Origin of the sequence: Halococcus sp. AFM35 (assembly GCF_051195015.1) — an archaeon.
In the GTDB taxonomy this organism is placed as follows: Archaea; Halobacteriota; Halobacteria; order Halobacteriales; family Halococcaceae; genus Halococcus.
The window spans coordinates 23473-49077 of record NZ_JBNTJU010000001.1 but is presented as its reverse complement, the minus strand read 5'-3'; the positions used below and the strand labels follow the sequence as shown (position 1 = coordinate 49077).

The 25605-nt window shown below is 64.2% G+C and carries 20 protein-coding genes; 13 read left to right on the top strand and 7 right to left on the bottom strand.

Annotated features, from left to right (window positions below):
* Positions 1 to 18: 18 nt before the first annotated feature.
* Positions 19 to 1230, bottom strand: coding sequence for a tyrosine-type recombinase/integrase (locus tag ACQUQO_RS00235; RefSeq protein WP_435075925.1), 1212 nt, complete (start codon positions 1228 to 1230; stop codon positions 19 to 21).
* A 177-nt stretch (positions 1231 to 1407) separates the two neighbouring features.
* On the opposite strand from ACQUQO_RS00235, the gene ACQUQO_RS00230 reads away from it, so the two are divergent.
* Positions 1408 to 2247, top strand: coding sequence for an AlbA family DNA-binding domain-containing protein (locus ACQUQO_RS00230; protein WP_435075924.1), 840 nt, complete (start codon positions 1408 to 1410; stop codon positions 2245 to 2247).
* 4 nt (positions 2248 to 2251) lie between these two features.
* Here ACQUQO_RS00230 and ACQUQO_RS00225 read toward each other — a convergent pair whose 3' ends face one another.
* Both ACQUQO_RS00225 and ACQUQO_RS00220 read right to left on the bottom strand, forming a co-directional pair.
* On the bottom strand, positions 2252 to 4462 hold the full coding sequence (locus ACQUQO_RS00225) for an LUD domain-containing protein (RefSeq protein WP_435075923.1): 2211 nt from the start codon (positions 4460 to 4462) through the stop codon (positions 2252 to 2254).
* The gene (locus tag ACQUQO_RS00220) at positions 4459 to 4962 is read right to left on the bottom strand and encodes an LUD domain-containing protein (RefSeq protein ID WP_435075922.1); all 504 of its coding nucleotides are present in this window, start codon (positions 4960 to 4962) and stop codon (positions 4459 to 4461) included. The genes ACQUQO_RS00225 and ACQUQO_RS00220 overlap by 4 nt, the downstream gene beginning before the upstream one ends.
* A 234-nt stretch (positions 4963 to 5196) precedes the next feature.
* Here ACQUQO_RS00220 and ACQUQO_RS00215 point away from each other — a divergent pair, with 234 nt between their 5' ends.
* From ACQUQO_RS00215 to ACQUQO_RS00195, 5 genes are all read left to right on the top strand, one after another.
* Complete coding sequence (locus ACQUQO_RS00215) at positions 5197 to 6912, top strand: L-lactate permease (protein ID WP_435075921.1); 1716 nt, start codon at positions 5197 to 5199, stop codon at positions 6910 to 6912.
* A 52-nt stretch (positions 6913 to 6964) separates the two neighbouring features.
* Complete coding sequence (locus tag ACQUQO_RS00210; protein ID WP_435075920.1) at positions 6965 to 10144, top strand: FAD-binding and (Fe-S)-binding domain-containing protein; 3180 nt, start codon at positions 6965 to 6967, stop codon at positions 10142 to 10144.
* Between the two features lie 145 nt (positions 10145 to 10289).
* Complete coding sequence (locus tag ACQUQO_RS00205; protein WP_435075919.1) at positions 10290 to 12035, top strand: Nramp family divalent metal transporter; 1746 nt, start codon at positions 10290 to 10292, stop codon at positions 12033 to 12035.
* A gap of 36 nt (positions 12036 to 12071) precedes the next feature.
* A complete protein-coding gene (locus ACQUQO_RS00200) occupies positions 12072 to 12485 on the top strand; it encodes a hypothetical protein (RefSeq protein ID WP_435075918.1) in 414 nt (137 codons plus the stop codon).
* A complete protein-coding gene (locus tag ACQUQO_RS00195) occupies positions 12482 to 13000 on the top strand; it encodes a hypothetical protein (protein WP_435075917.1) in 519 nt (172 codons plus the stop codon). The genes ACQUQO_RS00200 and ACQUQO_RS00195 overlap by 4 nt, the downstream gene beginning before the upstream one ends.
* On the opposite strand, the gene ACQUQO_RS00190 is transcribed toward ACQUQO_RS00195, so the two are convergent.
* Both ACQUQO_RS00190 and ACQUQO_RS00185 read right to left on the bottom strand, forming a co-directional pair.
* A complete protein-coding gene (locus ACQUQO_RS00190) occupies positions 12965 to 13639 on the bottom strand; it encodes a CFI-box-CTERM domain-containing protein (RefSeq protein WP_435075916.1) in 675 nt (224 codons plus the stop codon). The two genes, ACQUQO_RS00195 and ACQUQO_RS00190, sit on opposite strands and share 36 nt — an antisense overlap.
* 107 nt (positions 13640 to 13746) lie before the next feature.
* Entirely contained in the window at positions 13747 to 13938 is a 192-nt protein-coding gene (locus ACQUQO_RS00185; protein ID WP_435075915.1) for a hypothetical protein, read from the bottom strand.
* A 115-nt stretch (positions 13939 to 14053) separates the two neighbouring features.
* Between ACQUQO_RS00185 and ACQUQO_RS00180 the strand changes: the two genes are divergently transcribed.
* The 5 genes from ACQUQO_RS00180 (at position 14054) to ACQUQO_RS00160 (ending at position 19979) form a co-directional block, all read left to right on the top strand.
* The gene (locus tag ACQUQO_RS00180) at positions 14054 to 14755 is read left to right on the top strand and encodes an SDR family oxidoreductase (protein WP_435075914.1); all 702 of its coding nucleotides are present in this window, start codon (positions 14054 to 14056) and stop codon (positions 14753 to 14755) included.
* A 65-nt stretch (positions 14756 to 14820) separates the two neighbouring features.
* Positions 14821 to 16170, top strand: a complete 1350-nt coding sequence (locus ACQUQO_RS00175) for a sodium-dependent transporter (RefSeq protein WP_435075913.1) — start codon at positions 14821 to 14823, stop codon at positions 16168 to 16170.
* A gap of 72 nt (positions 16171 to 16242) precedes the next feature.
* Positions 16243 to 17796, top strand: a complete 1554-nt coding sequence (locus ACQUQO_RS00170) for an acyl-CoA carboxylase subunit beta (RefSeq protein ID WP_435075912.1) — start codon at positions 16243 to 16245, stop codon at positions 17794 to 17796.
* Complete coding sequence (locus ACQUQO_RS00165) at positions 17796 to 18068, top strand: acc operon protein (RefSeq protein WP_435075911.1); 273 nt, start codon at positions 17796 to 17798, stop codon at positions 18066 to 18068. The genes ACQUQO_RS00170 and ACQUQO_RS00165 overlap by 1 nt, the downstream gene beginning before the upstream one ends.
* A gap of 69 nt (positions 18069 to 18137) precedes the next feature.
* Positions 18138 to 19979 carry an acetyl-CoA carboxylase biotin carboxylase subunit gene (locus tag ACQUQO_RS00160; RefSeq protein ID WP_435075910.1) on the top strand — a complete coding sequence of 614 codons (1842 nt, stop codon included), beginning with the start codon at positions 18138 to 18140 and terminating at the stop codon, positions 19977 to 19979.
* Positions 19980 to 20231: 252 nt separating this feature from the next.
* On the opposite strand, the gene ACQUQO_RS00155 is transcribed toward ACQUQO_RS00160, so the two are convergent.
* Positions 20232 to 22496 (bottom strand): NADP-dependent malic enzyme, encoded by a 2265-nt coding sequence (locus ACQUQO_RS00155; RefSeq protein ID WP_435075909.1) that lies wholly within the window; start codon positions 22494 to 22496, stop codon positions 20232 to 20234.
* 68 nt (positions 22497 to 22564) lie between these two features.
* Positions 22565 to 23635: a M24 family metallopeptidase gene (locus ACQUQO_RS00150; RefSeq protein ID WP_435075908.1), complete on the bottom strand. Its 1071-nt coding sequence runs from the start codon at positions 23633 to 23635 to the stop codon at positions 22565 to 22567.
* An 86-nt stretch (positions 23636 to 23721) separates the two neighbouring features.
* Here ACQUQO_RS00150 and ACQUQO_RS00145 point away from each other — a divergent pair, with 86 nt between their 5' ends.
* Entirely contained in the window at positions 23722 to 24201 is a 480-nt protein-coding gene (locus ACQUQO_RS00145) for a COX15/CtaA family protein (RefSeq protein WP_435075907.1), read from the top strand.
* A 664-nt stretch (positions 24202 to 24865) separates the two neighbouring features.
* Positions 24866 to 25603 carry a basic amino acid ABC transporter substrate-binding protein gene (locus tag ACQUQO_RS00140; RefSeq protein WP_435076203.1) on the top strand — a complete coding sequence of 246 codons (738 nt, stop codon included), beginning with the start codon at positions 24866 to 24868 and terminating at the stop codon, positions 25601 to 25603.
* Positions 25604 to 25605: the final 2 nt, after the last annotated feature.

The following is a 25605-nucleotide window of genomic DNA, read 5'->3' as shown; positions in this document are numbered from 1 at the left end:
ACCGCTATACCGAACTCGTCAGTCGCCGGCCGCCTCGCGGAGGAACGGGTAGCGGTCGAAGAGGTCACCGAGTTCCGCGAGCGCATCAGCGCGGTCACCGGTCGCGTCGGCGGTGTCGCTTCGAACCGCCGCGTTCTGTTCGCGAACGGTTTCGAGTCCCGACTGGGACAGGGCCTGTCCGCACCACACGCAGGCCGGCTCGTCGCGCGGCGAGTTCCTCCCGCAGCGCGGGCACTCCAACGGCGCAATCGGGTCGGACTCGTCGGCCGAGACATCCAGTCCGTGCGCGCGGGCGATCTCCCGGTCGGACGCCTCACCGAAGACCGCCACGTAGCGCGCCGCGACCTTCGACCCGCGTGTCCACCCGTGATGGGCTTCGAGGTGGGCCTGCGAGACGCCCTCCGAAGCGAGGTGCGAGGCGCTCGATTTGCGGAAGTTCGTCGGCGTCACCGGTTTGTCGATGCCGGCGCGGTCGGCGAGCGCCTTCAACGCGTCGCGTACCCGGTTGTTCGAGATCGAGTCGGTGCTGTTGAGCCGCGTCCACAACGGCGCGTCGGAGCTGTCCGACGGATGGACGTCGAGCCACCGGTTGACGTGCGGGACCGACGGCACGAGGACGGGCGAGCGTCGGCCAGTCTTGCCGTTCAGCGTGACCTGAAGCCCGTAATCGTGGTCGGTGATGTTCCCGCGTTCGAGCGCGAACAGCTCACCGGCCCGCGGACCGAGGTCGAAGGCGATCATCGCGAGCGCTGCATCCCGGAAGTTCTGTGCGGCATCAACCATCGCAGAGACGTCGTCGAAGCGCAGCATCTCGGCGGGGTCCGGCGACGGGTCGTACGTCGACGGGTAGGTGGTCGGGATCCACGAGAGCGAGTCGGGCTTGCCCTCGCCGTCGGTCGCGTGTTCGCCGAACATCCGCAGCGCCATCCGATAGCCACGGTTCGTCTCGGGGTTGTCGTAGGTGCGGTTCACCCACGAAACGAGCTGTTCGGCGGCGTCCCGGTCGGCGAGAGCGTCGGCGAGCGTGTCGCCGTCGGAGACGACTTCGGCGACCTTCACCAGTCGCATGAGGTGGAACTTGTGCCGTTCGTCGGTGTACTTCGAGGGGCCGAGGACGTAGATGCGGTCGGAGAACTGGCGGAGGACATCGGCGTCGGCCTCACCGATGTCGTCGGATTCGTCGAGACGCTCGCGAAGGCGCTCGACGGCGTCGGCGGCATCTTGTGCCATACGCAGGAGTTTATCCGTGAGCACCTAAAGGTCGGGTATAGAACCCACCCCGGGCACTTCTGCGAACTCGTTTCGGTAGCCACAGCTGCTCTTGACGACTAATGTCGCATGAATATAGCAGCAATCGAATGTCGAGCAGCCGAAGATACAAATAATACAACCCACTACTCCACACTAATGAATTTTGAGGAAATACTCGAACGCGAACTCAATGAATCTGATAAAATAGAATACAAAGACAAGAGAGCGGACAACACGAGCATAGTGAAGGATTTGGTAGCGCTGGCGAATGACGATGGTGGGAAACTCTTGTATGGTGTGCAGGAAAGTAGCGGAGCGATTGAAGAAATTCAAAACATCGATAACTACTCACAGTTCGAGGAGAGCATCAGCCAGACAATTAGTTCGCAAGTCGATCCGGTACTTCCGATAGAGGTGAGAAAAGTCGAACACAATGAATCGGTTGTCGTTGGAATGAGTGTTGACCATCAGGGGCTGCTACACACATTCGATACAGGAAACAACAAGCCCTGCATTCCGATGCGAGTAGGCTCCACAACGGATTATCTTGGTGGCGCAACTCTGCGAGAATTCTACCGATCTCGATTCGAATCAGTGGACTCCGGGTTGGCTGGATGGCTGGACGAAATGAGAAAACAGGCACACCGAATCACATACAACTACGAAGAGAACGATTTCGTCGAAATATCAAAACGAGAGATGTTTGCCGATTGTGTGAATGAGGTAGCAAGAGAGCTGGAAACGCGATTAGAGAAACCTCACAGAGACGTTGATGATACCACTGCGCGCCTGATGAATGATTTTGTGAATTCCTGTGAAGAACTGCTAAGTAGTGGAATTACGGCTACAAAGCCGCCAGTACAGTCAAGAAGGGGAGGCATCATAACTGGTGGCGGCCATGTGAGTGATTACTCAGAGAACGAATTCCGAAACAAAGCAAAAGAAGTCGATGAAAAAGCAACTCGTCTCCAGAAACATATAAAAAAGCAATACTAGAATGTCAATTTATTGTGGGATCGAGCAACTGCACCGGATGCCGACTCGGCCGCTCCAACAACGAATCCAGCTGTTCGAGACAGGAGGTGCCGCTCGCGACCACCGTGCGGTCGCGCGCCTCCTTGGCCCGGAACTGGGCTTCGAGTTCGCTGCCGACGTCCATGCTCAACTCGTAGTATTCGCGCTTGTAGCCGAACGAGCCGGCCATCCCGCAGCATTCGGTCTCGGAGGTGAGCACGTCGTAGCCGCGGTCTTCGAGGACGGCCACGGTGTGGGCTTCGAGTCCGAGGGTCCGCTGCTGGCAGTGGCTGTGGTAGGCCACCCGCTCGTCGTCACCTGCCGGCAGTTTCTCGCCATCGGCCCCGTTTTCGAGGCAGCCATAGACGTATTCCATGAGTTCGTAGCTATTGGAATCGAGGCGTTCGGCCGACTGGTCGGGCAGGAACTTCTCGTACTCGCCGGCGAACATCGCGAGGTCCGAGGGTTCGATGACCACCACATCCCGGTCGGCGTCGATGTGCTCGGCGAGGTCGGCGTAGACGTCGTGGGCGTGGCCCTCGGCGGTCGCGAGCATCCCCTGTGAGAGCGGTGCGCGCCCACTCGATGCGACTGCGGGGATGCGCACTGCCACGTCGAGCGCTTCCAGCACGCGGACGGCGGCTTTCCCGCGCTCGACTTGGACGTGATTCGTGTAGGCGTCGGGATAGAGCACCGCCTCACGGTCGGCGTCAGCGGACGACACCCGCGACCCGCCGCGCGATTCGAACCACTTCCGGAGGGTTTCGCGCCGGAACTTCGGCAGGTCGCGCCGGCGGTCGATGCCGACGAAGCGCTCCATGAGTTTGCGCGCGGGTGCGGTCCCCGCAATCCAGTTCGATAGCGGTGCGGTGGCGCTTCCGACCTTCGCCAGGTCGGCGTAGTTGCCAAAGAATCGCTTCTGGAGGTCCATCCCACCCGGTTCCTCGTCGGGCGTCAGCCCCTCGACGAGGAAGTCGAACTCGGTGGCATCGTCGTGATTGATGCGGTCCCTGACGACCTCGTTTATCCACGGGATGTCGATCTTCACCGGACAGTTGTTCACACAGCGCGAACACCCAGTACAGAGGTCGTTGAACTCGGCAGCACTCTCTTGGCCGTGAACGCCAGCCTCCCAGCCGGTGGCGATGCCTCCCGAGTAGGTCTCGCCGCCGAAGGCGTGGCCGCCGACGTGCTGGAAGTTCGCACAGGAGTTCGCACACGCGCCACACCGGATGCAGTACAGCGTCTCCCGGAGTTGGTCGTCCTCGCGCATCGCCGTCCGGCCGTTGTCGAGCAACACGAGATGGAACTCGCGCTCGCCGTCGGATTCCGATAGTGGTGCGTCGGGCTCGTCGAACTCCAGCGTCGGCGTCTCGACGGGAGGAGACAGCATCGTGACGTACTGGGTGATCGGCTGACCGGTGGCCGAGCGCGCGATGAGTTCGACGAACGGCTGGAGGTCCGAGAGGGTAGGAATCAGTTTCTCCACCCCGGCAACGGCGACGTGCGTGTCGGGTGTGACAGCCGATTTGCGGGCGTTACCCTCGTTGGTGACGAGCGTGATGGTCCCGCTGTCGGCGACCACGAAGTTCGCGCCGGTCATTCCGACATCGGCATCCCGAATCCGCTCGCCGAGGTAATCGCGGGCGAACTCGGTGAGTTCCTCGGCGCTCTCCAGCGGCTCCTCTGGGTCGAAGTGCTCGTTGAACAGCTCGGCGATACCCTCGCGGGACTTGTGAATCGACGGGCCGACGATGTGTGAGGGACTCTCGTCTGCGACTTGCAGCACGAACTCGCCGAGGTCGGTCTCGAAGACCTCGACACCCGACCGTTCGAGCGAGTCGTTGACCTCGATCTCCTCGGTGGTCATCGACTTCGACTTCACGAGTGTCTCGGCATCGCCCGCTACCTCCTCGATATACCGGTTTGCGTCGGCCGCGTCGTCGGCGAGATAGACGTTCCCGCCGTTGGCTTCGACGCTCTCTTCGACTGTCTCGATGAGTTCGGGCAATCGCTCGATGGCGTCTTCCTTGATCTCCCGCACCGTCGTCCGGAGCTCCTCGTACTCGTCGAACTCCTCGATTGCCTCGTAGTGCTGTTCGTTGAAGTGGCTCGCGTTCCGATTGACGTTTTTGCCCTCGGTTTCGAGGAGATGGCGGATGTGCTCGGCCTTCTCGCGTCTGGTGTCGGCGCTCATCGTTCGAGCACGATGACGTGGACCTCGGCCGGTCCGTGAACGCCTTCGACCATCTCGCCCATGTCGGCGGTCGCGCTCGCACCGGTAGCGAACACGTAACTGTCCCGTCCGGCGGCGAACTCCTCGGAAAGCCACCCGAACGCCCCGTCCATTCCGGGTTGGAGGTCGCACTCGCGGAGGACGGCCACGTGGCGGTCGGGATAGAGGCTCACCGGCTCCGTGCCCGCCGCATCCGATTCGAGCGCGAGGGTTCCGTAGGAGGCGACACCCATCCCAGCCGGGGTAACGCCCGTCCGCGCCGATTCGAGGTCGCCCGGCGTCGGGTCAAGCATGACTTCCGTATCGTCGAGCGAAACGCCGTCGTATCCGAGTGGGGTTCCGACGGCCGGCTCGCGGAGTGCGTCCGCAAGCGCGTCGTGAAAACCATCGCTGCTCGTTTCCGTCACCCCGACGTCCAGCCCGTCGAGCGACGACTCGAACGCCGTGAGAACTTCACTCATCATCGGCAGTTCGGAAGTGATGCATATCGGTCTTTCGTGGTCGTTGCACTCCGCGGAACTCGATACCATTCTACACGATAATTGTCGTTAGTTATGTTTACTCATCTATACTGGCATTTATGTATCCGGGTTCCGGACTGCGGATGTCACTCATGGACATGCCATCGGGGGTTTTGAGCGGCGACTCGCACAGTATCGGGGGCGAATCGCCCCTCGGTCGGACGGTGGGCTGGGATGGCTAGCCTCGTCGAACTGCTGGTTGCGATTTCACCGCTCGTGGCCATCACCGTCCTGATGGTCGGTCTCTACTGGCCGGCGACGCGCGCGATGCCGGTCGCGTGGCTGGTCGCCATCGGGGCCGGCGTCTACTGGGGAATGAACGTCCAGTGGCTCGCCGCCGCGAGCATCGTCGGGTTCATCACCGCGACGAACATCCTCTGGATCGTCTTCGGAGCCATCCTGTTGCTCTACACCCTGCGCGAGTCCGGTGCGTTCGCAGTCATCAGCCAGGGGTTCGCCGCGGTCAGCGAGGACCGCCGCGTACAGGTCGTCTTGCTCGTGTTCCTCATGGGGTCGTTCATCGAGGGGGCCGCCGGATTCGGCACGCCCGCGGCTATCATCGGCCCACTACTGGTGGGGCTGGGCTTCCCGCCGATGGCCGCCGTGGTCGTCGCTCTGACTGGCAACCTCATGGCCATCACCTTCGGTGCGGTCGGTACGCCGCTCATCATCGGCATGATAGACATCTTCGGAAGCGTGAACCGCATCCAGTCACAGGTCACCGGCGAAGCGGGCTTTGCGAGCATCGCGGCGTGGGTCAACGAAATCGCCATGTGGGCTGCGACCTTCCACGTCATCGTTGGCGTCATGCTCCCGTTCGTCGGCGTGGCGATGATGACGCGCTTTTTCGGCGAGGAGCGCTCGATTCGACCCGCACTCGAAGTCCTCCCGCTCACGCTGTTCGCGTGGGCCGCCTTTTCCGTGCCGTACTGGCTGACCGCGACCTTTCTCGGCCCGGAGTTTCCCGCCCTCCTCGGGGCGATGGTCGGCCTGTTCGTGACTGTGGGCGCGCTCCGCGCTGGCTTTTTCCATCCCGACGAGAAGTGGGAGTTCGCTCCCCGGTCGGCGTGGCCGGACCACTGGGTCGGCGACATCGAACCCGGCGAATCGACCGACGAGAGTCCGACAGTCGCTGCCGACGGGGGAGCGGTTCGGTCGATGTCGCTGTCGCTGGCGTGGACACCCTACGTCGTCCTCGCGGTGTTGTTGGTCCTGACGCGCGCGTGGGACCCGCTGGCGAACGTCCTGACGAGCACGCTCGTTCTCGAATGGACGGACATTCTCGGGACGGGTCTCGGCGAGAGCATTCAGGTGCTCTACCTGCCGGGGGCGGTGTTCGTGTTCATCCACCTGCTGACCATCCCGTTGCACGGAATGAGTAGTCGAGAAGTGAAGGACGCATGGACCGAGACCGCCGAAAAGGTCGCTCCCGCGGTCGTGGCGCTGCTGTTTGCGGTCGCAACCGTCCAAATCATGCTCCAATCGGGCGAGGCAATCAGTGGTAGCAGTATGCTCATCGTGCTCTCGAACACGATGGCGGACGTCACCGGCGCGGCGTATCCGTTCCTCGCACCGCTGGTCGGCGCGCTCGGGGCGTTCCTCGCGGGGTCGAACACGGTGAGCGACATCCTCTTTGGCACCTTCCAGTACGGTGTTGCCAGCGAAATCGGCGCACCACACACCATTCTGTTGGGCGCACAGGCCGTCGGCGGCGCAATCGGCAACCTCATCGCCGTCCACAACGTCGTCGCCGCGCTCGCGGTCGTCGGTCTCGTCGGCGAGGAGGGTCGCGTCATCCGCCTCGAACTCATCCCGCTCGCGTACTACGCGGCCTTCTCGGGGCTGCTCGCCCTGCTGTTCAGCTACGTGCTGTTCCCCGGCGTGTTCTGAGCGGTACGCGTCCGACGGGTGTTTATCCTCCCCGGTCGAACCGTGCGCAACCGTGACATCCGACTTCGCAACGCTGCCGGCCGACGACCCCGCAGCAGGCGACGCGAACTACGACTATCGCGGCGGCGAGGTCACCCGTCCCGACCTCCTCGACGACCTCGAAACGCGCGTCGCCGGCGACGTTCGCTTCGACGAGTATTCGCGCAGTCTCTACGCGACCGACGCGAGCGCCTACGAGATGACGCCCATCGGCGTCGTGTTTCCGGAATCGACCGCCGACGTCGCCGCCGTCGTCGACTACTGTGCCGACGAAGGGATTGCGGTGCTCCCGCGCGGTGGCGGGACGAGCCTCGCCGGACAGGCCGTCAACGAGGCCGTCGTATTGGATTTCACCCGGAACATGGACGAGTTGCTCGACGTGGACCTCGCGGCGCGGACGGCCACCGCCCACCCGGGTATCTACCTCGGCGATATCGACGAGGCGCTCGAACCCCATGGGCTGAAGTTCGCCCCCGACCCGGCGTGGGGCGACAAGAGCGCACTGGGTGGGGCCATCGGCAACAACAGTACCGGAGCACACTCGCTCAAGTATGGAAAGACCGACGCCTACATCGAGTCCTGTGAGGTCGTGCTCGCCGACGGCACCGTGACGGAGTTCGGCGAGCTCACAGTCGAAGAGCTCCGCGAGCGCGCCGATTCGGATGGCGACCTCGAAGCCCGGATTCACGCTGCCGTCGCCCGCCTCATCGACGAGGAAGCTGAAGCAATCGAGGAAGCCTATCCCGATTTGAAGCGCAACGTCTCGGGCTACGACCTCGATATACTCGTCGAAGATTCCCACGAGGGAACGGTGAATCTCGGGCGATTGATGGCGGGAAGCGAGGGCACGCTCGCTATCGTCACCGAGGCGACCGTCTCGCTCGAACCCGTTCCCGAGACGAAGGCCATCGGACTACTGACCTACGACTCGCTGGGTGACGCGATGGAGGACGTCGAACCGATACTCGACCACGACCCCGCTGCTGTCGAGGTGATGGACTCCGTACTATTGGACCTCGCACGGGACACCAGCGAGTTCGCCGACGTGGTGGGGATGCTACCGGAGGAAACCGATTCGGTCCTTCTGGTGGAGTTCTACGCCGACTCGAACGAGGAGGGCAAACAGCGGGTCGCGGACCTCATCGCCGACCGCGTGGGCGGCGACTCAGTTGTCGCGCCGAGTGACGGCGCGCACGAACTGACGGAAAAACGACGGTACGCGAGCGCGGCGATGGAGGCCCACGACGCCGACACCCGCGCACAGTTCTGGAAGATGCGCAAATCCGGGCTACCCATTTTGCTCTCGCGCACCACAGACGAAAAACACATCTCCTTCATCGAGGACTGTGCCATCCCGGCCGCACACCTGCCGGAGTACGTCGCCGACTTTCAGGAGGTCCTCGACGAGCAGGGCACCTTTGCGAGTTTCTACGCCCACGCCGGTCCCGGCGTGCTCCACGTCCGACCGCTCATCAATACCAAAACTATCGAGGGTCGTGAACGAATGGATGCCATCGCCGACGCCGTGACGGATTTGGTGGTCGAATACGGCGGGTCGGTCTCTGGCGAGCACGGCGACGGCCACGCGCGCACAAAATGGAACCGGAAGCTCTACGGCGAGGGTCTCTGGAACGTCTTCCGCGAGTTGAAGAGCGCCTTCGACCCCGACTGGCTCCTCAACCCGGGACAGGTCTGTGGGCTACCCGACGGTGCCGACAGCGACGCGCCAAGCCCCACCGAGGACCTCCGCTTCGACGGTGATTACGAGTTCGATGCGGGCTTCGAGACCGACCTCCGCTGGGACAACGAGAACGGCTTCCAGGGGATGGCCGAACTCTGTCACGGCTGTGGCGGCTGTCGTGGCCATCAATCGACGACTGGCGGGACGATGTGTCCGACCTACCGTGCCGCCGAGGAGGAAATCCTCTCCACTCGTGGTCGGGCGAACCTGCTGCGTGACGCGATGAGCGGCGACCTCGGGGCGGCAACCGCCGCCAACCCGGAGCGGGCCGCACGGCCCCCGGAGGGCGATGCCGGCGACGGCGAAGCGGTCGACGTCGAGTTCATGAACGAGGTGATGGACCTCTGTATCGGCTGCAAGGGCTGTGCGAACGACTGCCCGAGCGAGGTCGACATGGCGAAGATGAAGGCCGAAGTCACGAACGAATATCACGAACGCCACGGCGCGAGCCTCCGGGACCGCCTGTTTGCGAACATCGACGAGCTCTCGGCGCTCGGGAGTCGGCTCGCACCGCTGTCGAACTGGGGGACGGAACTGCCGGGCGCGCGCACCGTGCTCGAACGGGCGGTCGGCATCGCCAAGGACAGGGCGCTGCCGACGTTCCACGCCGAGAGCTTCGAGGAGTGGTTCGAGGCGCGCGGCGGCGCGCAGGTGCCAGCCAGCGATGCCAGCAGAAAGGTCCTGCTCTTTCCGGACACCTACACGAACTACAACCATCCAGAGGCCGGCAAAGCTGCGGTGGCGGTGCTCGAAACCGCCGGCGTCCACGTCCGGCTTCCGCTCGGCGTCACGGACAGCGGCCGGCCGGCCTACTCGAAGGGGTTCCTCGGAACAGCCCGTGCGGCCGCCGAACAGAACGTCGCCGCGCTCGCGCCGCTGGTCCGCCGGAACTGGGACGTGGTCGTGGTCGAACCCTCCGATGCTGTAATGATGCAATCAGATTACCCCGACCTACTGCCGGCCGCCCAACGGGAGCCGACGGGGACCGTCGCCGCCGGTGAAACTGGCGAGCAGCCAGCCACGGACGGTGGGACGAACGATGTCGAGACTGTCGCCGGAAACACCTATGGCGTCTGTGAGTACGTCGACCGCTTCCGCCTCGACGAGGCGATGGCGCTCGATGAACCGGGCGAGTCGCTGACCTATCACGGTCATTGCCACCAGAAAGCCACGAAAAAGGACCACCACGCCGTTGGTGTGCTCCGGCGGGCGGGCTATGCGGTGGACGCGCTCGATTCGGGCTGTTGTGGCATGGCCGGTTCCTTCGGCTACGAAGCGGAGCATCTCTCGATGAGCCGCGCCATCGCCGACGTGCTCTACGAACAGGTCGACGAAAGTGACGGCGAGCGGGTGGTCGCGCCGGGAGCGTCCTGCCGGAGCCAACTCGGCGAACACGAGGGACGGGAGCCACCCCACCCAATCGAGAAGGTCGCCGACGCGCTCGCGGGCTGAGCGCGGTGTCGAGGGACCGATTCATATAGTAAAATACACAGTTTCCGGAACGTTTTTGGGACGTCGAGTTTCCTGTTGACTAGTACCATGCGGCAAATACTGCTACTCCGGTGTGCGAAACGACCGTTCACCAGCGGAGGGACGAATGACTGACGAGGAGGACGAACCGACGGTGGAGCCCGAAACCGATGGCGGCGTCGCCGACGGGGACGTCTACACCTCGGAAGCTGAGGGCAGGGAGTATCGTGATTCGGTCTATGAGCCGCTCGACGACGACTCGTTGAACGAGGCTCCGGCGACGAACGACTATCCCAAATCCGATGGGCAGGGTGGCTTCCGCATCGCCGACCTCCCGAAAGTCCCGAAGGTCTCCCATATCGTCGGCCCGAGCGCCATCATGCTCGGTGCGTCGCTCGGTAGCGGCGAGACGATGTTCTGGCCGACAATCGTCGCCGAGGGGAGCTGGGGGCTGTACTGGGCCTTCTGGGTCGGCGTCATCACCCAGTTCTTCATCAACACCGAACTCCAGCGGTGGGCGATTGCCACGGGCGAAAGCATCTTTCAGGGGTTCAACCGGCTCCATCGCATCTGGCCGCTGTTTTTCCTCGTGTTTGGCTTCTTCCAGATCGGCTGGCCGGGCTGGGCCGCGACCGGTTCGGAGGTGTTCGCGGCGTGGACCGGCATCGTCCCGCGGGCGGACTGGTATCTCATCGGCGTCGTCTCGATGGCCGTCATCTGGCTGTCCTATCAGGCCGGGCCGCTCGTCTACAACGTCATCGAGCGCGCCCAGATCGGGCTGATGCTGCTGGCGGTCGCCATCGCGGTCGTGCTCATGTTCACGCTCAACACGTTCGGCCAGTTCGCCAACCTCCCGGCCGGGGCGGTCAACTTCGGTGCGCTCCCGTCGGATGCGGACTTCGACATCGCCACCTTCCTCGGTGGGCTGGCCTATGCCGGTGCCGGCGGCTACACCAACCTCGCACAGGGCGTGTGGGCACGCGAGAAGGGGTATGGCATGGGGACATATCAAGGGAGAATTAAAAACCCGCTTCGTGGCTCCGGCGAGACGGAGAGCCAGGACGGCAGTTACACCTTCGAGCCCACTGACAAGAACATGAAGCGCTGGCGGGCGTGGTGGAAGGTCACCCAGCGCGAGCACTTCCTCACGTTCGTCGTCGGCGTGATGGTCGTCGCGACAATCGTGATGTCGATTTCGGCCCAGTATGCCGGCGGGGGCGAGTTCGGCGGCAGCGGCGTGACGATGTGGCTCGATACCATCATCCCCGCTCTCGGCGGCGGCATCAGCGCGTGGCTGCTCTATGCCCTGCTGTTCATCGCGCTGTTCAGCACCCAGTACGCCCAAATCGAGGTGTTCGTCCGCAACAGCTCCGATATCGTCTATCAGAAGATCGGTCGCCAGCGCGGCTGGGACATGAGCTACATCTTCCTCGGGCTGCTCACGGTGTTCACGCTTTGGGGGATGGCCATCATCGGCTTTCAGGTCGCCCAGCCGTGGATCATCCTCGTCATCGGCGCGGCGGCCGCGGGCGTGATGATGTGGCCGTACAACGCCTTGACCATCATCCTCAACACGACCCGAATGCCAGAACACACCCAACCCGGGTGGGCGAGAATCCTCGCCATGTGGTGGGCGACGGCCTTCTTCGGCTACTTCAGCATCCTGCTCATCGGTGAAACGCTCGTCACGCGCTTCGGTCTCGATGCCTTCGCCACGACCGTCGCCGTCATGGGCAGCGCCCCCGGTGGCTACGCGCTCTGGGTGTTCGCCCTCGCCGTCCAAATCTACACGATGTATCGCTCCGCGCGGGCGAAACGCGCCGCGAGCGGTACCGTCGAGGACGCAGAGGAGGCATCCGGGTTCCTCGCCTGACCCCGGGATTTTTCCCGCTCGTCGCGTAGGCACTGCATGACCCGAACCGAATCGAGCGGACTGGACCCACTCTTTCGACTGCTCGTCACCCATCGGTTGCTCGTGTACTTCGGCGGACTGTTCGTCATCGGGCTGCCGCTCCTGTTCAGGGCACTCGGTATCGGACTCTCGGGGACGGCGCGCACGGTGTTGGTCGTCGTGACGCTCGCGGTGATGGTGCTCACCTACCTCGGCGAGCGCCGCGTCGGATTCTCCGATTCCCGAACCGAAACGACACAGGACTACCCGTTGAAGATGCGCCTCGTGCTCGCACTCGCCCTTGTCGGAATCGCGGTCGGCATCTACGTCGCCCTCGAAGTCAACACGCTCGCGGGGCTGCTGTTCATCGCCGGCGCGTATTTCTTCGGCTACATGGGCTACCGCGGCGGACTCGACGAGGGCGAGGCATGACCGTCGACGAACTCGACGAGATGGACTTCGAGGGCCTCCCGAGTACCGATATCGAGGTTCACAGTCATGTGCACTTCGGGATGACCGGTTCGTTCCCGCTGCGCCTCGCCGAGCTGTTCTTCGCCGACGATGGGCTGCATATCGCCGAGTACGCCTACATCACGCCGCTGTTCGGTCTCGGAACGAGAAAACATCGCCGCGAGTCCAGCGGCATGCAGGCGATCTACGACCACCACGGTCTCGACGAGGTGCTCCTCCAGGCGGATTCGGTCACGTGGCTCGCCTACGAGACGGTCGAGCGGGTTCGCGTCCACGACGGTGGTCGACTCGGTCGGCCGAAACTCACCGTCTCGACCGACGAACGTTCGTACGCCTACCGCATCCACGGCGAGCAGACTGTGGACGAACTCGCGGCTGACATCGAGACGTGCGCCGACGAACACGGTTTCATCGTCGAGACGGTCGCTGGTGTAGGGTTTTCACCCGTCGAGAACGTCAGACGGTTTTTCTCCTGAGCGCTCTCGATACCGGATGGCGAGGTGGCCGAGCGCGGCACACACGACCCCGACGACGTACAGCACGACCAGCAGTCCGGTGAGAGCGGCCCGCACGGCGGGTGCGGCGTGGGTTCGTCGGCGGGCGAGCGCGCCACACCGACGGACCAGCCAGCGAACCACTTGCGTCGTCGTCGCCTCGGGATGGCGCGAGAGCGTGGCCGCGATTGGCGGGCTCACACTGTCGTAGGTCGCGACGAGCGCTCGGCCCGGCCCGGACCGCGCGAGCGCGTCGTCTCGGAACCCCCGAAGCGCGTCGAGTGCGGGACCGTCGCCGGCGGTCGCAGTAGTAATAAAGCACATCGAGTGGTGTTGGGTCACTTCGACGCGGCTGAGGTCGCCCTTGGCGTAGCGCGTCGTTGCCCCGTCGGGAAAGGACGGCTCCGGGGAAACGAAAAACGCCGCCGAGGAGTGTTTGAGGTAGACGTCGCCGTGGTCGTGGTGGTCGTTCGTCCGCGTACGGACGCTGACATGCTTCTTCCGGTCGTCACCCACCGCGGTCGGTCCCACATCGTCCGGCGAAACCGATTCGTCCGGCGTCGGTTCCGTATGACGTTCCTCGGCGGAGCCATCGACTCGGCAAGAATTCCCGTCGCTCATGGACTGGTTCTCTCGCGGACCGACAAATCGTTTCGGGCGCTGGTCGTCGCGTTCGCGGTGGTTCGGTCGCGGCTCCGCCCGTCGTGGCCGTTCGACGGTGCGGGCGGTCAGGGACGGGGCGGCGAGAACAGCCGTTTCTCGATTGGGCGACCACCCCACCGAACGAGATAGCCGTAGCCGGCCAGCGCGAGCGCGAGACCGGCCGCGAGCGGATAGACGCCGTCGATGGCGAGCTTTCCCGTCAACAGCACTGCCGACCCGAGGATGAGATACAGGAGTATCTCGGCGGAGGACAACATTGCAGACAATCGGGCGTACAGCCGTAAAACTGCGCCGCTTTCGACCGCACGCCGAATAGGGTCCGGCCCGGCCCGTGGCCTAGGTTTATTCCGCTCGCCGACCATCCATCGAGCCATGCCGACCGACTTCGATTTCGACGGCAATGTCATCCTCGTCACCGGTGCGAGCGGCGCGCTCGGCAGCGGTATCTGCGAGGCCTTCGAGGGCGCGGGTGCGACCGTCCACGCGACCGACCTCGTGACGCCCGACGACGAGAACTCGCTGCTCGACTCGTATTCCGCCTTCCACGAGGCCGACCTCACCGACGAAAGTGATGTCGAGCACGTCGTGGGCGAGGTCGTCGAGACTGAGGGTCGCCTCGACGCGCTCTGCAACATCGCGGGCACGTGGCAGGGCGGCCAGCCGATAGACGAGACCGATAGCGACGAGTTCGATATGGTGTTCGACGTCAACTTGAAGACCATGTTCCTCGCCTCGAAACACGCGATTCCCCACCTCCGCGAATCGGATGGGGCGGTCGTCTCGGTATCGGCGAAGTCCTCCTTGGAGGGCGGCGAGGGCGACGGACCCTATCGGGCGTCGAAAGCCGGCGTTCGACTGCTGACCGAGACCATCGCCGAGGAAAATCGGGGCGAGCTGCGTGCGAACGCCGTCATGCCGAAGACCATCGATACGCCCGCGAACCGTGAAATGCTGTCGAGCGACCCCGAGAACTGGCCGACGCCCGAAGAGATCGCCCCGGTTGTGTGCTTTCTCTGTAGCGACGCCGCCGGTGTCACGAGCGGGGCGGCCGTGCCGGTCTACGGCGAGGCCTGAGAGGGGAATCGGTCACAGGCGAGTGTTTCGCAAAGACTTTTACCGGGGGCGAAACCCCGTCAGTCATGGCAGAACGCGAAACGTGGACGACGAGGCTCGGATTCATCCTCGCGGCGGTCGGCAGTGCGGTGGGATTGGGCAACATCTGGCGCTTTCCGTTCGCCACCTCCGCGAACGGCGGGGCGGCGTTCGTCATCGTTACGTTGCTCGCCGTGTTGATCATCGGGATTCCGGCGCTGCTCGCGGAGTTCGTCATCGGGCGGCGGTCGAACACGGATGCCATCGGCGCATTCCGCAAGCTCGGGCGGCCGGGCTGGCGGTTCGTCGGCGCAATCGGCGTGTTCGCCTCCTTTTGGACGCTCTCGTACTACAGTGTCGTCGGCGGCTGGGTGATGCGGTACGTCCTCGGCACCGCCACCGGTAACGCGCTCGCCACACCGGAGACGTACTTCGGGAGCATCTCAGTGGGCGTGCCCTCCGTCGCGTCCCACGCCGTGTTCATGGCCGTCACCATCGTCATCGTCGCCTTCGGCATCGAGCGCGGCATCGAACTCGCAACGAAGTTCATGGTGCCGGCCATCGTCGTGTTGTTGGTCGGTCTCGCCGTCTTCGCGGCGACCCTGCCCGGTGCGGGCGACGGGTATGCCTTCCTACTCAACCCCGATTTCGGGTACATCATTGCAAACGCCGGTAGCGTCCTTCCCGCCGCCTTCGGACAGGCGCTGTTCTCGCTGTCGGTGGGCTTCAGTGTAATGATAACCTACGCCTCGTATCTCGGTGAAGACGACAGCCTGCCTATCGACGGACTCAGCATCGCGGTCACGAACTTCGCAATCGCCTTCATCGCCGGCCTCGTGGTGATTCCGCTGTTGGTCGTTCAGGGTCTCCAGCCCGGCGCGGGCGGCATCAGTGCGACGTTCGTCGCCATCCCGACGGCGCTCGCGGAACTGGGCGGCCTGCTCGGACAGGTCGTCGGTGTCGTCTTCTTCTTCGTCGTGCTCATCGCAGCGCTCTCCTCGGCGATCAGCCTGCTCGAAGCCGTCGTTGCCTACCTCGTGGATAGTTTCGGGTTCTCGCGCGTCCCGACCGCCGTCGGTCTCGGGGTCGTGATCTTCGTCGTCGGGATTCCCTCCGCGTGGAACACCGCATGGCTTGCGTGGTTCGACGGCATCGGGGTCGCGCTGCTGCTGCCGGTCACAGTACTATTCGTCGTGTTGTTCGTCGGCTGGGTGCTCGGCCGCGACGCCATCGACGAGTTCACGAAAGGCTCGGGGGCGGGATGGCTCGCATCGGTGTGGCTCTGGGGACTTCGCACCGTGGTTCTCCTCTTGGTCGTCATCATCGTCGCGCTCAACCTTCAGGACCTGTTCCTCACGCCCAGCGGTTCCTACATCATCCCCGGTCCGTTGCGCTGACGGCCATCCATCGGAAGGTCCTTTTCGGCGGCCCGACGACGACGGGTATGGCACGGTTTCGGGGGCAGGACCATGACTGACGATACCGACCCAATCGAGGACCTCCGCGAGCGAAAGCGCGCGGCCGAACTCGGCGGTGGCGAGGAGCGCATCGAATCCCAACACGAGAAGGGCAAACTGACCGCCCGCGAGCGCATCGACTACTTCCTCGACGACGGTACGTTCCACGAGTTCGACCAGCTCCGAACCCACCGGAGCACGAACTTCGACATGGACGAACGAAAAGTTCCGGGCGACGGCGTCGTCACGGGTTACGGCGACGTCGACGGCCGCACGGTGTTCGTCTTCGCCCACGACTTCACCGTCTTCGGCGGTTCGTTGGGCGAGGTGTTCGCCCAGAAGGTCTGCAAGGTGATGGACGAGGCGATGGAGGTCGGTGCACCCATCGTCGGTCTCAACGACTCCGCCGGTGCGCGCATTCAGGAGGGCATCGACTCGCTCGCGGGCTACGCCGAGGTCTTCCACCGCAACCAGCAGGCCAGCGGCGTCGTCCCGCAGATTTCGGCCATCATGGGTCCCTGTGCGGGTGGGGCGGTCTACTCGCCCGCCATCACCGACTTCATCTTCATGGTCGAGGACACCTCCCACATGTTCATCACCGGCCCGGACGTCATCGAGACCGTCACGGGCGAGGAGGTCTCCTTCGAGGAGTTGGGTGGTGCCTCGGCACACACGAGCGAGAGCGGCGTCGCACACTTCGCCGAGGCAGACGAGAAGGAGGCACTCGACGACATCCGGCGACTGCTCTCGTATCTCCCGCAAAACAACGTCGAGGACCCGCCGCGCGTCGAGCCGTGGGACGACCCCGAGCGCAGGGACGACCAGTTGAAAGAACTCGTGCCCGACGCGCCGCAGAAACCCTACGACATCACCGAGGTAATCGAGCGCATCGTCGACGAGAGTTCCTTCTTCTCGGTCGCGGATTCGTACGCCCGCAATCTCGTGACGGCGTTCGCGCGCCTCGACGGCCGGCCGGTCGGCGTGGTCGCCAACCAACCACGAGTGAACGCCGGCACGCTCGACATCGACGCCTCGCTCAAGGGGTCGCGGTTCGTCCGCTTCTGTGATGCGTTCAACATCCCGATTCTCACCTTCGTCGACGTTCCGGGGTTCATGCCCGGTACCGACCAGGAACAGGGAGGCATCATCAAACACGGCGCGAAGCTCCTGTATGCCTTCTCCGAGGCCACCGTCCCACTCCTCACGGTCATCACCCGCAAGGCCTACGGCGGGGCCTACGACGTGATGGCATCGAAACACATCGAGGCGGACGTGAACTACGCGTGGCCCACGGCCGAGATCGCCGTGATGGGTCCCCAAGGCGCGGTGAACGTCCTCTACGACGACGAGCTCGATGCGGCCGACGATACCGAGGTGCGCCGCGAGGAACTCATCTCCGAGTACCGCGACACCTTCGCCAACCCCTACACGGCTGCCGAGCGCGGGTTCGTCGACGACGTCATCGAACCGCAGGAGACGCGACCGCTGCTCATCGAGGACCTCGAAATGTTAGCGAGCAAGCGAACGGACACGCCCGAGCGCAAACACGGGAACATTCCGCTCTGATGGCGTCGGGCCAGCCCACAGCCGACGACCTCGCGGCGGCGATTCCCGACGACGCCGAAAGCGACGAGGCCGCCGCCATCGCCGCCGCACTGGGGAGCTATCTCGCCGACCGCGAGCACGCGGCCGCAGGCGAAATCGAGGAGCCGTCGTGGGACGGCGAACGCTGGCGCTTCGCCGGCCGGCTCGCGGCGCTCGGCCGGCGGTCCGTCCGCGTGCCGCTCGACGCGCCGACCGACCCATGGAGCGCCGCCGGCAGAACCGACCGGCTGTAACCGGTCCGGCACGCCGTCGAGTCGCATCCGCATAGTTTTATCACGCGAGTCCTCCAACGGTCGATAGGAATGTTCGAGAAGGTCCTCGTCGCCAACCGAGGGGAGATCGCCGTGCGCGTGATGCGCGCCTGTGAGGAACTCGGCGTCGACACCGTGGCCGTCTATTCGGAGGCCGACAAGAACGCCGGCCACGCTCGCTACGCCGACGAGGCATACAACGTCGGGCCGGCACGCGCCGCCGACTCGTATCTTGATGGGGAGGCAATCGTCGAAGCAGGCGAGAAGGCCGGCGCGGACGCCGTGCATCCGGGCTATGGCTTTCTGGCCGAAAACGCCGACTTCGCCGCCCGCGTCGAGGACAGCGAGATGGTCTGGGTCGGGCCATCGAGCGAGTCGATGGAACTGCTCGGCGAGAAGACGAGCGCGCGCAAGGAGATGGCCACCGCCGACGTGCCCACAGTGCCGGGTACCGACGACCCCGTCGAGTCGGCCGACGAGATTCGGGAGTTCGCCGAGGAAGCGGGTTACCCGGTCGCCATCAAGGCCGAAGGCGGCGGTGGCGGGCGCGGGCTGAAGGTCGTCGAGAACGAGGAAGAAATCGAAGACCAGTTCGAGAGTGCCCAGCGCGAGGGCGAGGCGTACTTCGACAACTCCTCGGTGTTCGTCGAGAAATACCTGGAATCCCCCAGACATATCGAAGTCCAGATCATCGCCGACCATCACGGCAACGTCCGGCACATCGGCGAGCGCGACTGTTCGCTCCAGCGCCGCCACCAGAAAGTCATCGAGGAAGGCCCCAGTCCGGCGCTCACGGACGACCTGCGCGCCGAAATCCAGGAGGCCGCCCGGCGCGGGGCCGACGCCGCCGACTACTACAACGCCGGCACCTTCGAGTTCCTCGTCGAGGACGCCGAGCGTAGCGATGACGGACTCCTCGGTGAGGGCAGTGACTTCTACTTCCTCGAAGTCAACACCCGGATTCAGGTCGAACACACAGTATCGGAGGAATTGACGGGCATCGACATCGTGAAACAGCAGATTCGGGTGGCTGCGGACGAGGAGCTGCCCTTCGCTCAGGACGACGTGGTGCTCGACGGCCACGCGATGGAGTTCCGCATCAACGCAGAGAACGCCGCGAACGAGTTTTCGCCCGCGACGGGCGAGTTGGAAACCTACGACCCGCCCGGCGGCATCGGGGTGCGCCTCGACGACGCGCTCCGGCAGGGCGATTCGATTGGTGGCGATTACGACTCGATGATAGCGAAGCTCATCGTCTGGGGGCAAGACCGCGAGGAGTGTCTCGCCCGGAGCCGGCGCGCGCTCGCGGAGTTCGGTATCGAGGGCATCACCACCGTGATTCCGTTCCATCGGCTGATGCTCGGAGACGAGGCGTTCGTCGCCGGCGAGCACACCACGAACTACCTCGACGAGGAACTCGATCCCGAGCGCATCGACGAGGCACAGGAGAAATGGGGACCGGCCGAAACCACGTCCGAAAGCGACGACGAGGAGGTTACCGAGCGCGATTTCGTCGTCGAGGTCAACGGCAAGCGCTTCGAGGTCAACTTAGAAGAGCGCGGCGCACCGCCGATTCCGGCGAGCGGTGGCGGTGGCGGCAACACCCAACAGCTCAATTCCGCCGGCCCGAGCGGTGGGGGCGACGGCGGCGGCAGCAGTGGGAGCACGAGCACCGCCGAGGGCGAGCAGGTCACCGCCGACATGCAGGGCACGATTCTGAACGTCAACGTTGACGAAGGCGACGAGGTCGCGGCGGGCGACGTACTCTGTGTGCTCGAAGCGATGAAGATGGAAAACGACGTGGTCGCCTCCCGCGGCGGCGAGGTCGTCGAGGTCACCGCGACCGAGGGCGAATCGGTCGATATGGGCGACGTGTTGGTCGTTCTCGACTGAACGTTGTTACTTTCGGTGGGTTCGCTCACTCGGTTCACTCGTTCGCTCAACCTCTCACAAAAACGTCCTCAGAAGTCGAAGACTTCTGATGTCGAGGCGAATCGGAGATTCGCCGACCATTGGAGAGCGAAGCTCTCCAAGAGGCTGCGTTAGAGCTCGCTCTAACGCACGTCCATGAAAAACCCCGCTCGCTCACTTCGTTCGCTCGCGTGAACCGCGCTCGCTCCGCTCGCGCGGACACCACCGCGGCGGTCAGTCCTCGACGCCGTTCTCTTGGGCGTCGACGACGGCGACGCCGGCGAGGTTCACGATGTCCTTGACCTCGTCGCCGCGCTGGAGGACATGGACCGGTTTGTCCATGCCCACCAGCATGGGACCGATGGCCGCCGCTCCGCCGAGACGCTGGAGCAGTTTGTAGCCGATGTTCCCCGCTTCGAGGTTCGGGAACACAAGCACGTTCGCCGGTTCCTCAAGCTCCGAAAATCCGTACGTTCCCTCCAGGATGTCCTCGACGACGGCGGTGTCGGCCTGCATCTCGCCGTCGACCGGGAACTCGGCGGTGGGGTCCTCGCGGAGTTTTTCGGCGGCCTCGCGGGGTTTGCGCGTGCCCTCGTTGTCGACGCTACCGAAGTCGGAGTACGACAGCAGGGCGGCGCGTGGCTCGACGTTGAACCGCCGGGCCAACTCGGCCGTGTGGCGGGCGGTCTCGGCGAGCACGTCCGCGTCGGGGTCCTGATTGACGGTCGCGTCCGCACAGAAGATGACGCGGTTTTTGAACGCCAGCAGGTAGACGCCAGCGGCGTAGTCGGCGTCGTCGGCGGTACCGACGATCTGGAGCGGCGGGCGCAGCGCCGAGGGATAGTCGTGCATCAGGCCGGTGAGCATGGCGTCGGCGTCGCCCATCTCGACCATCACGCTGCCGAGGTAGTTCTCCTCGCGGGCGAAGTCCGCGGCCTCCCGGCGCGTGATGCCCTTGCGCTTGCGGAGTTCGTGAATCCGGTCCTCGTACGGCTCCAGATTCGCTTCGTCGGGGTCGACGATCTCGGGGTCGAAATCCAGCCCCAGCGAGTCCATCGTCTCCCAGATGCGTTCGCGGTCGCCGATGAGGATGGGATGGGCAAGCCCCTGCTCGTCGATTTGGTGGGCGGCGCGGATCATCTTCTCGTCGTCGCCCTCGGCGAGCACCAGCCGCTTGGGGTCGGATTTCGCCTTGTTCAACACCACACGCATCATCTCGCGGGACTTGCCCAGCCGGGCTTCGAGTTCCTCGGTGTACTCGTCGATGTCGACCTCCGTGCGGGCGGCACCGCTGTCGACGGCTGCCTCGGCCACCGCGGGCGTCACCTCGAAGAGGACTCTGGGATCGACCGGCTTGGGAATGATGTACTCGGGGCCGTACTGGAGTGGCTGATCGCCGTAGGCTTTGACGACGGCATCGGGGACGTCTTTCCGGGCCAGTTTGGCGAGCGCGCGGGCGGCGGCGACCTTCATCTGTTCGTTGATCTCGCTGGCACGGACGTCGAGCGCGCCACGGAAGATGAACGGGAAGCCCAGCACGTTGTTGACCATGTTCGGGTAGTCCGACCGGCCGGTGGCCATGATCACCGTGTCGTCGCGTGCGTCTTTGGCATCGGGATAGGCGATTTCGGGGTCCGGGTTGGCCATCGCGAAGATGATGGGGTTGTCGGCCATCGAACGCACCATCGCTTCGCTGACGATGCCACCGACCGACAGCCCGACGAAGACGTCCGCGCCGTCCATCGCCTCGGCCAGACTTCCCTCGGGTACGTCGCGGGCGAACTCCGTCTTGAACTCGTTGACGTCGCCGTGCTCTGCGCGCTCGTCGGTGATGATGCCCGACGAGTCACACATCGTGATGTTCTCGCGTTTCGCACCGAGCGAGAGGTAGAACCTGGCGGTGGCGATGGCGCTCGCACCCGCCCCCGAGAAGACGATCTCCAACTCTTCGAGGTCCTTCCCGGCGATGTCGACGGCGTTCAGCAGGGCGGCCCCGCTGATGATGGCCGTGCCGTGCTGGTCGTCGTGAAAGACGGGAATCGACAGCGATTCCCGAAGCGCCCCCTCGATTTCGAAGCACTCGGGCGCTTTGATGTCCTCCAAGTTGATGCCGCCGAAGGTCGGCTCCATCGCCTCGACGGTTCGGATTATCTCTTGGGGGTCCTCCTCGTCGAGTTCGATATCGAAGACGTCGATGTCGGCGAAGCGTTTGAAGAGCACGCCCTTGCCCTCCATGACGGGTTTTGAGGCCTGTGCGCCGATGTCGCCGAGTCCGAGCACGGCCGAGCCGTTGGAGACGACGCCGACCATGTTGCCCTTGGCGGTGTAGGTGTAGGCGTCGTTCGGGTTCTCGTGGATTTCGTTGCAGGGTGCGGCCACTCCCGGAGAGTACGCCAACGAGAGGTCGCGCTGCGTGCTGGTCGGTTTGGTCGTCGAGATTTCGATCTTGCCGGGTGGTTCCTCGCGGTGGTATTCGAGCGAGTCCTCGTCCAGTCCCATGACACCCCTCTCGGCTGATGGGATAAAAAACCAACCGAAACCGATATTCGACGAACGACGAATTCGGGTTACGGACCGACGTCGTGGCGGACGAGCGTCTCGCCATCGACGTCGATCTCCCGGGTCGGCCACCCGCCGGTCGCCGTCAGCGTCTCGAATCCCTCGTCGACCAAGACCGTATCCTCGCTTTTCGCGCCCTGTATCGTCGGGTTCCATGCGTACGCCATCGGCACGTCGAGGGCTGCGGTGCTTCCCGGCGTCGCCTTCCACTCCCGGCCTGCGAAGCCCGTCGCCCCGCCCTGATGGTGGTTTTCCCATTCGCTGGGATAGCCAACTGCTGCGTAGGCGTCCTGTATCTCCCGAAAGACGTCGGCGGCGGTTCCCTCGCCGGCGAGTCGTTTCGTCGCCACGAGCGCGGTCGCCTCGACGTGCATGGCTGCCTCGTGGCGGACTTCGAGCCAGTCGGGCGGGTCGAGGGCGACCGTCCGCGTCGCGCTCGCGTGGAGTCCATCGCGCTGTGCGGTGACCGACACCAACGCATAGCCGCCGATGTCGGCGTCGGTCGGGGGGAAGTGTCGATACGCCGGCGCGCGCTCCTCACCACCGACGAGGAGCACGGGAACATCGATGCCGCGGGCGGACAGCCGCCTTTGAAGGCGTGCGGCGACCGCCCGCTCGGAATCGGATTTTTGAATGGTTCGACAGACGTCTTCGAGTACCGTCGCGGTCTCGCTGCCGAGTTCCCGGTAGCGTTCGATATCGGCATCGGTGAGCGGCGTTCGAAGCTGGGTGGCCGGAACGCGCTCGGTCCCGGGAACGTCGAAATCGGCGGTGAGCGGAGTATCCGAGCGTTCGGCGACGGCCTCGGCCAGCGTCTGCTCGTGCCACGGAAACGACTCGACGGGGACGCCGTCGAGTTCCTCCTCGGCGAACCGCGGAGCCTCGATATTGCTGGTGAGTACTCGCAGGGAGCCGTCGTAGCCGGCCGCCGCCACACCCACCGCCGCCTCGCGGTCGACGACGTTGCTCGCGCCGGTGAGCCACGCGAAGTTCGCCGGGCGGGCGAACCAGACCGCCTCACGGTCCGTTTCGGCGAGATAGCTATCGAGGCGAGCGACCTTTTCGGGGTCGACATCCATAGGCATCCATCGGGCGAGCGGTCCAAAACGGTCCCGACCGCGACGAGTCGAACAGACGTAAGTACCACCGCCTCCAACCGTCGGTGATGGTTCGATTCCGCCACCTCGCCGCCGCCACCACCGGGATGACGTTCGCGCTCATCCTTCTCGGTGTGTACACCGCCGCCGCGGGCGCGGGCCTGTCCTGCGGGGCAAACTGGCCGCTGTGCAACGGCGGCGTCTTCGGGCTGTTTCCGGCGAACTGGCCGAGCTTCATCGAGTGGTTCCACAGGTTAGTGGCGATGATTACGGGCTTCATGATTCTCGGGACGACCTACGCCGCGTGGCGCGGCGGGAGGAGCCGCCGGACGCGTCTCGCCAGTGCCGTGGCGCTGGTCGTCCTCCCAGTGCAGATACTGCTCGGCGGGGCCACCGTCACCCTCTACACGGCGCTCGTCCAGGTCACCCACCACGCCGCCGCGCTCGTCATCTTCGCCGCGCTCGTGGCGACCACCGTCTGGGCCTACGAATCACCCGACGAGGGTCACGCGAGCACCGATACCGCGACCGCGACGACCGCCGACTGACACCCACTTTTTACAGGAGGTCTCCTTGCGCCTACGGGTGTCGTCAGAAATCGAATATTTCTGACTGCCAATCAGAACGCTTCGCGTTCTGATGACGCTCGGTCGAACCCCCTGCAAAACCTGTTCTGCTGAGCGAAGTGAGGTCGTTCGAAACGGCGATAGCGAGGCGGCGGAGCCGCCTCGAACCGTTGGCGCGGCTCCGCCGCGCCAAGAAGCCGTTTCGTGATGACGACAATCTTCGATTTTCGAACCACAGAGCTTGGAAGGCGAGCGAAGCGAGTCTTCCAGTGGACTGAAAACTCCCGCTCACTCGCTCCGCTCGTTCGCGGCGAACCGCGCTCACTGCGTTCGCACGGATGCTGCACTTTCCGCGCGACTACCGCGCCGGTCGCCGAAACCCCGCGCCGCCACGCAAACCGGCCGAGATTGACGAAAGATTGAAATACTCATTCTACACACCGGTCGTATAGCTCCGAACAGTTCGACGACGCGGCGTGGATATCTGAAAGCAACCGGCGCGAGTGTGGTAGGACTGTCGCTCGCCGGTTGTGTTGGCGGCGGTGGCGGCAGCGGAAGTAGTGGCGGTAACGGAAGTGGTGGAAACGGTAGTGGAGGCGGCGGAAGCGGTGGCGGCGATGGCTCGGGCAGTGGTGGCGGCCAGACCATCGTCATCGGTTCGGACATCCCCTACAAACCGTTCGAGTACCGCACGAACGAGGACGAACTCGTCGGGTTCGACGTCGGTATCGCGGATGCGGTCTTCGGCGAGCAGTTGGGCATGACCCCGAATTTCAAGCCGACCGCCTTCGACACCATCATCCCGTCGCTCAACAACGGCAACTTCAGGGTCATCATGAGCGCGATGACCATCAACGACAAGCGTGCACAGCAGGTCGATTTCTCCGACCCGTACTTCACGGCCTATCAGACCGTGGTCGTGCTCGCAAACAGCGACATCTCCTCGAAGCAGGATTTGAAGGGCAAAACCGTCGGCGTCCAGAAGGGAACGACCGGCGAGGCCGCCGCCGAGGAGTTGAAAAAGGAGTTCAATGGGGATTTGACGATTCAGTCGTACGACCAGATTCCCGGCGCGTTCAGCGCGCTCACCAACAATCAGGTCGCGGCGGTGCTCAACGACAACACCGTCAACGCCCAGTTCGTCGGTGAGAACTCCGAGACGGTGCGCTTTCTCGAAGGCAAGGGCGCGGCCGCCGAGCAGGGAAAGCAGGCACCACCGTATCTCACCCTCACCGTCGAGGAGTACGGTATCGCCTTCCGCAAAAACGACGACAAGCTCAAAAAGCGGGTGAACGATGCGCTCGCAACCATCCGTGAGAACGGAACATACGACGAAATCTATAACGAGTACTTCGAGAGTTCGAGCGGGACTACCCAAAGCTAACG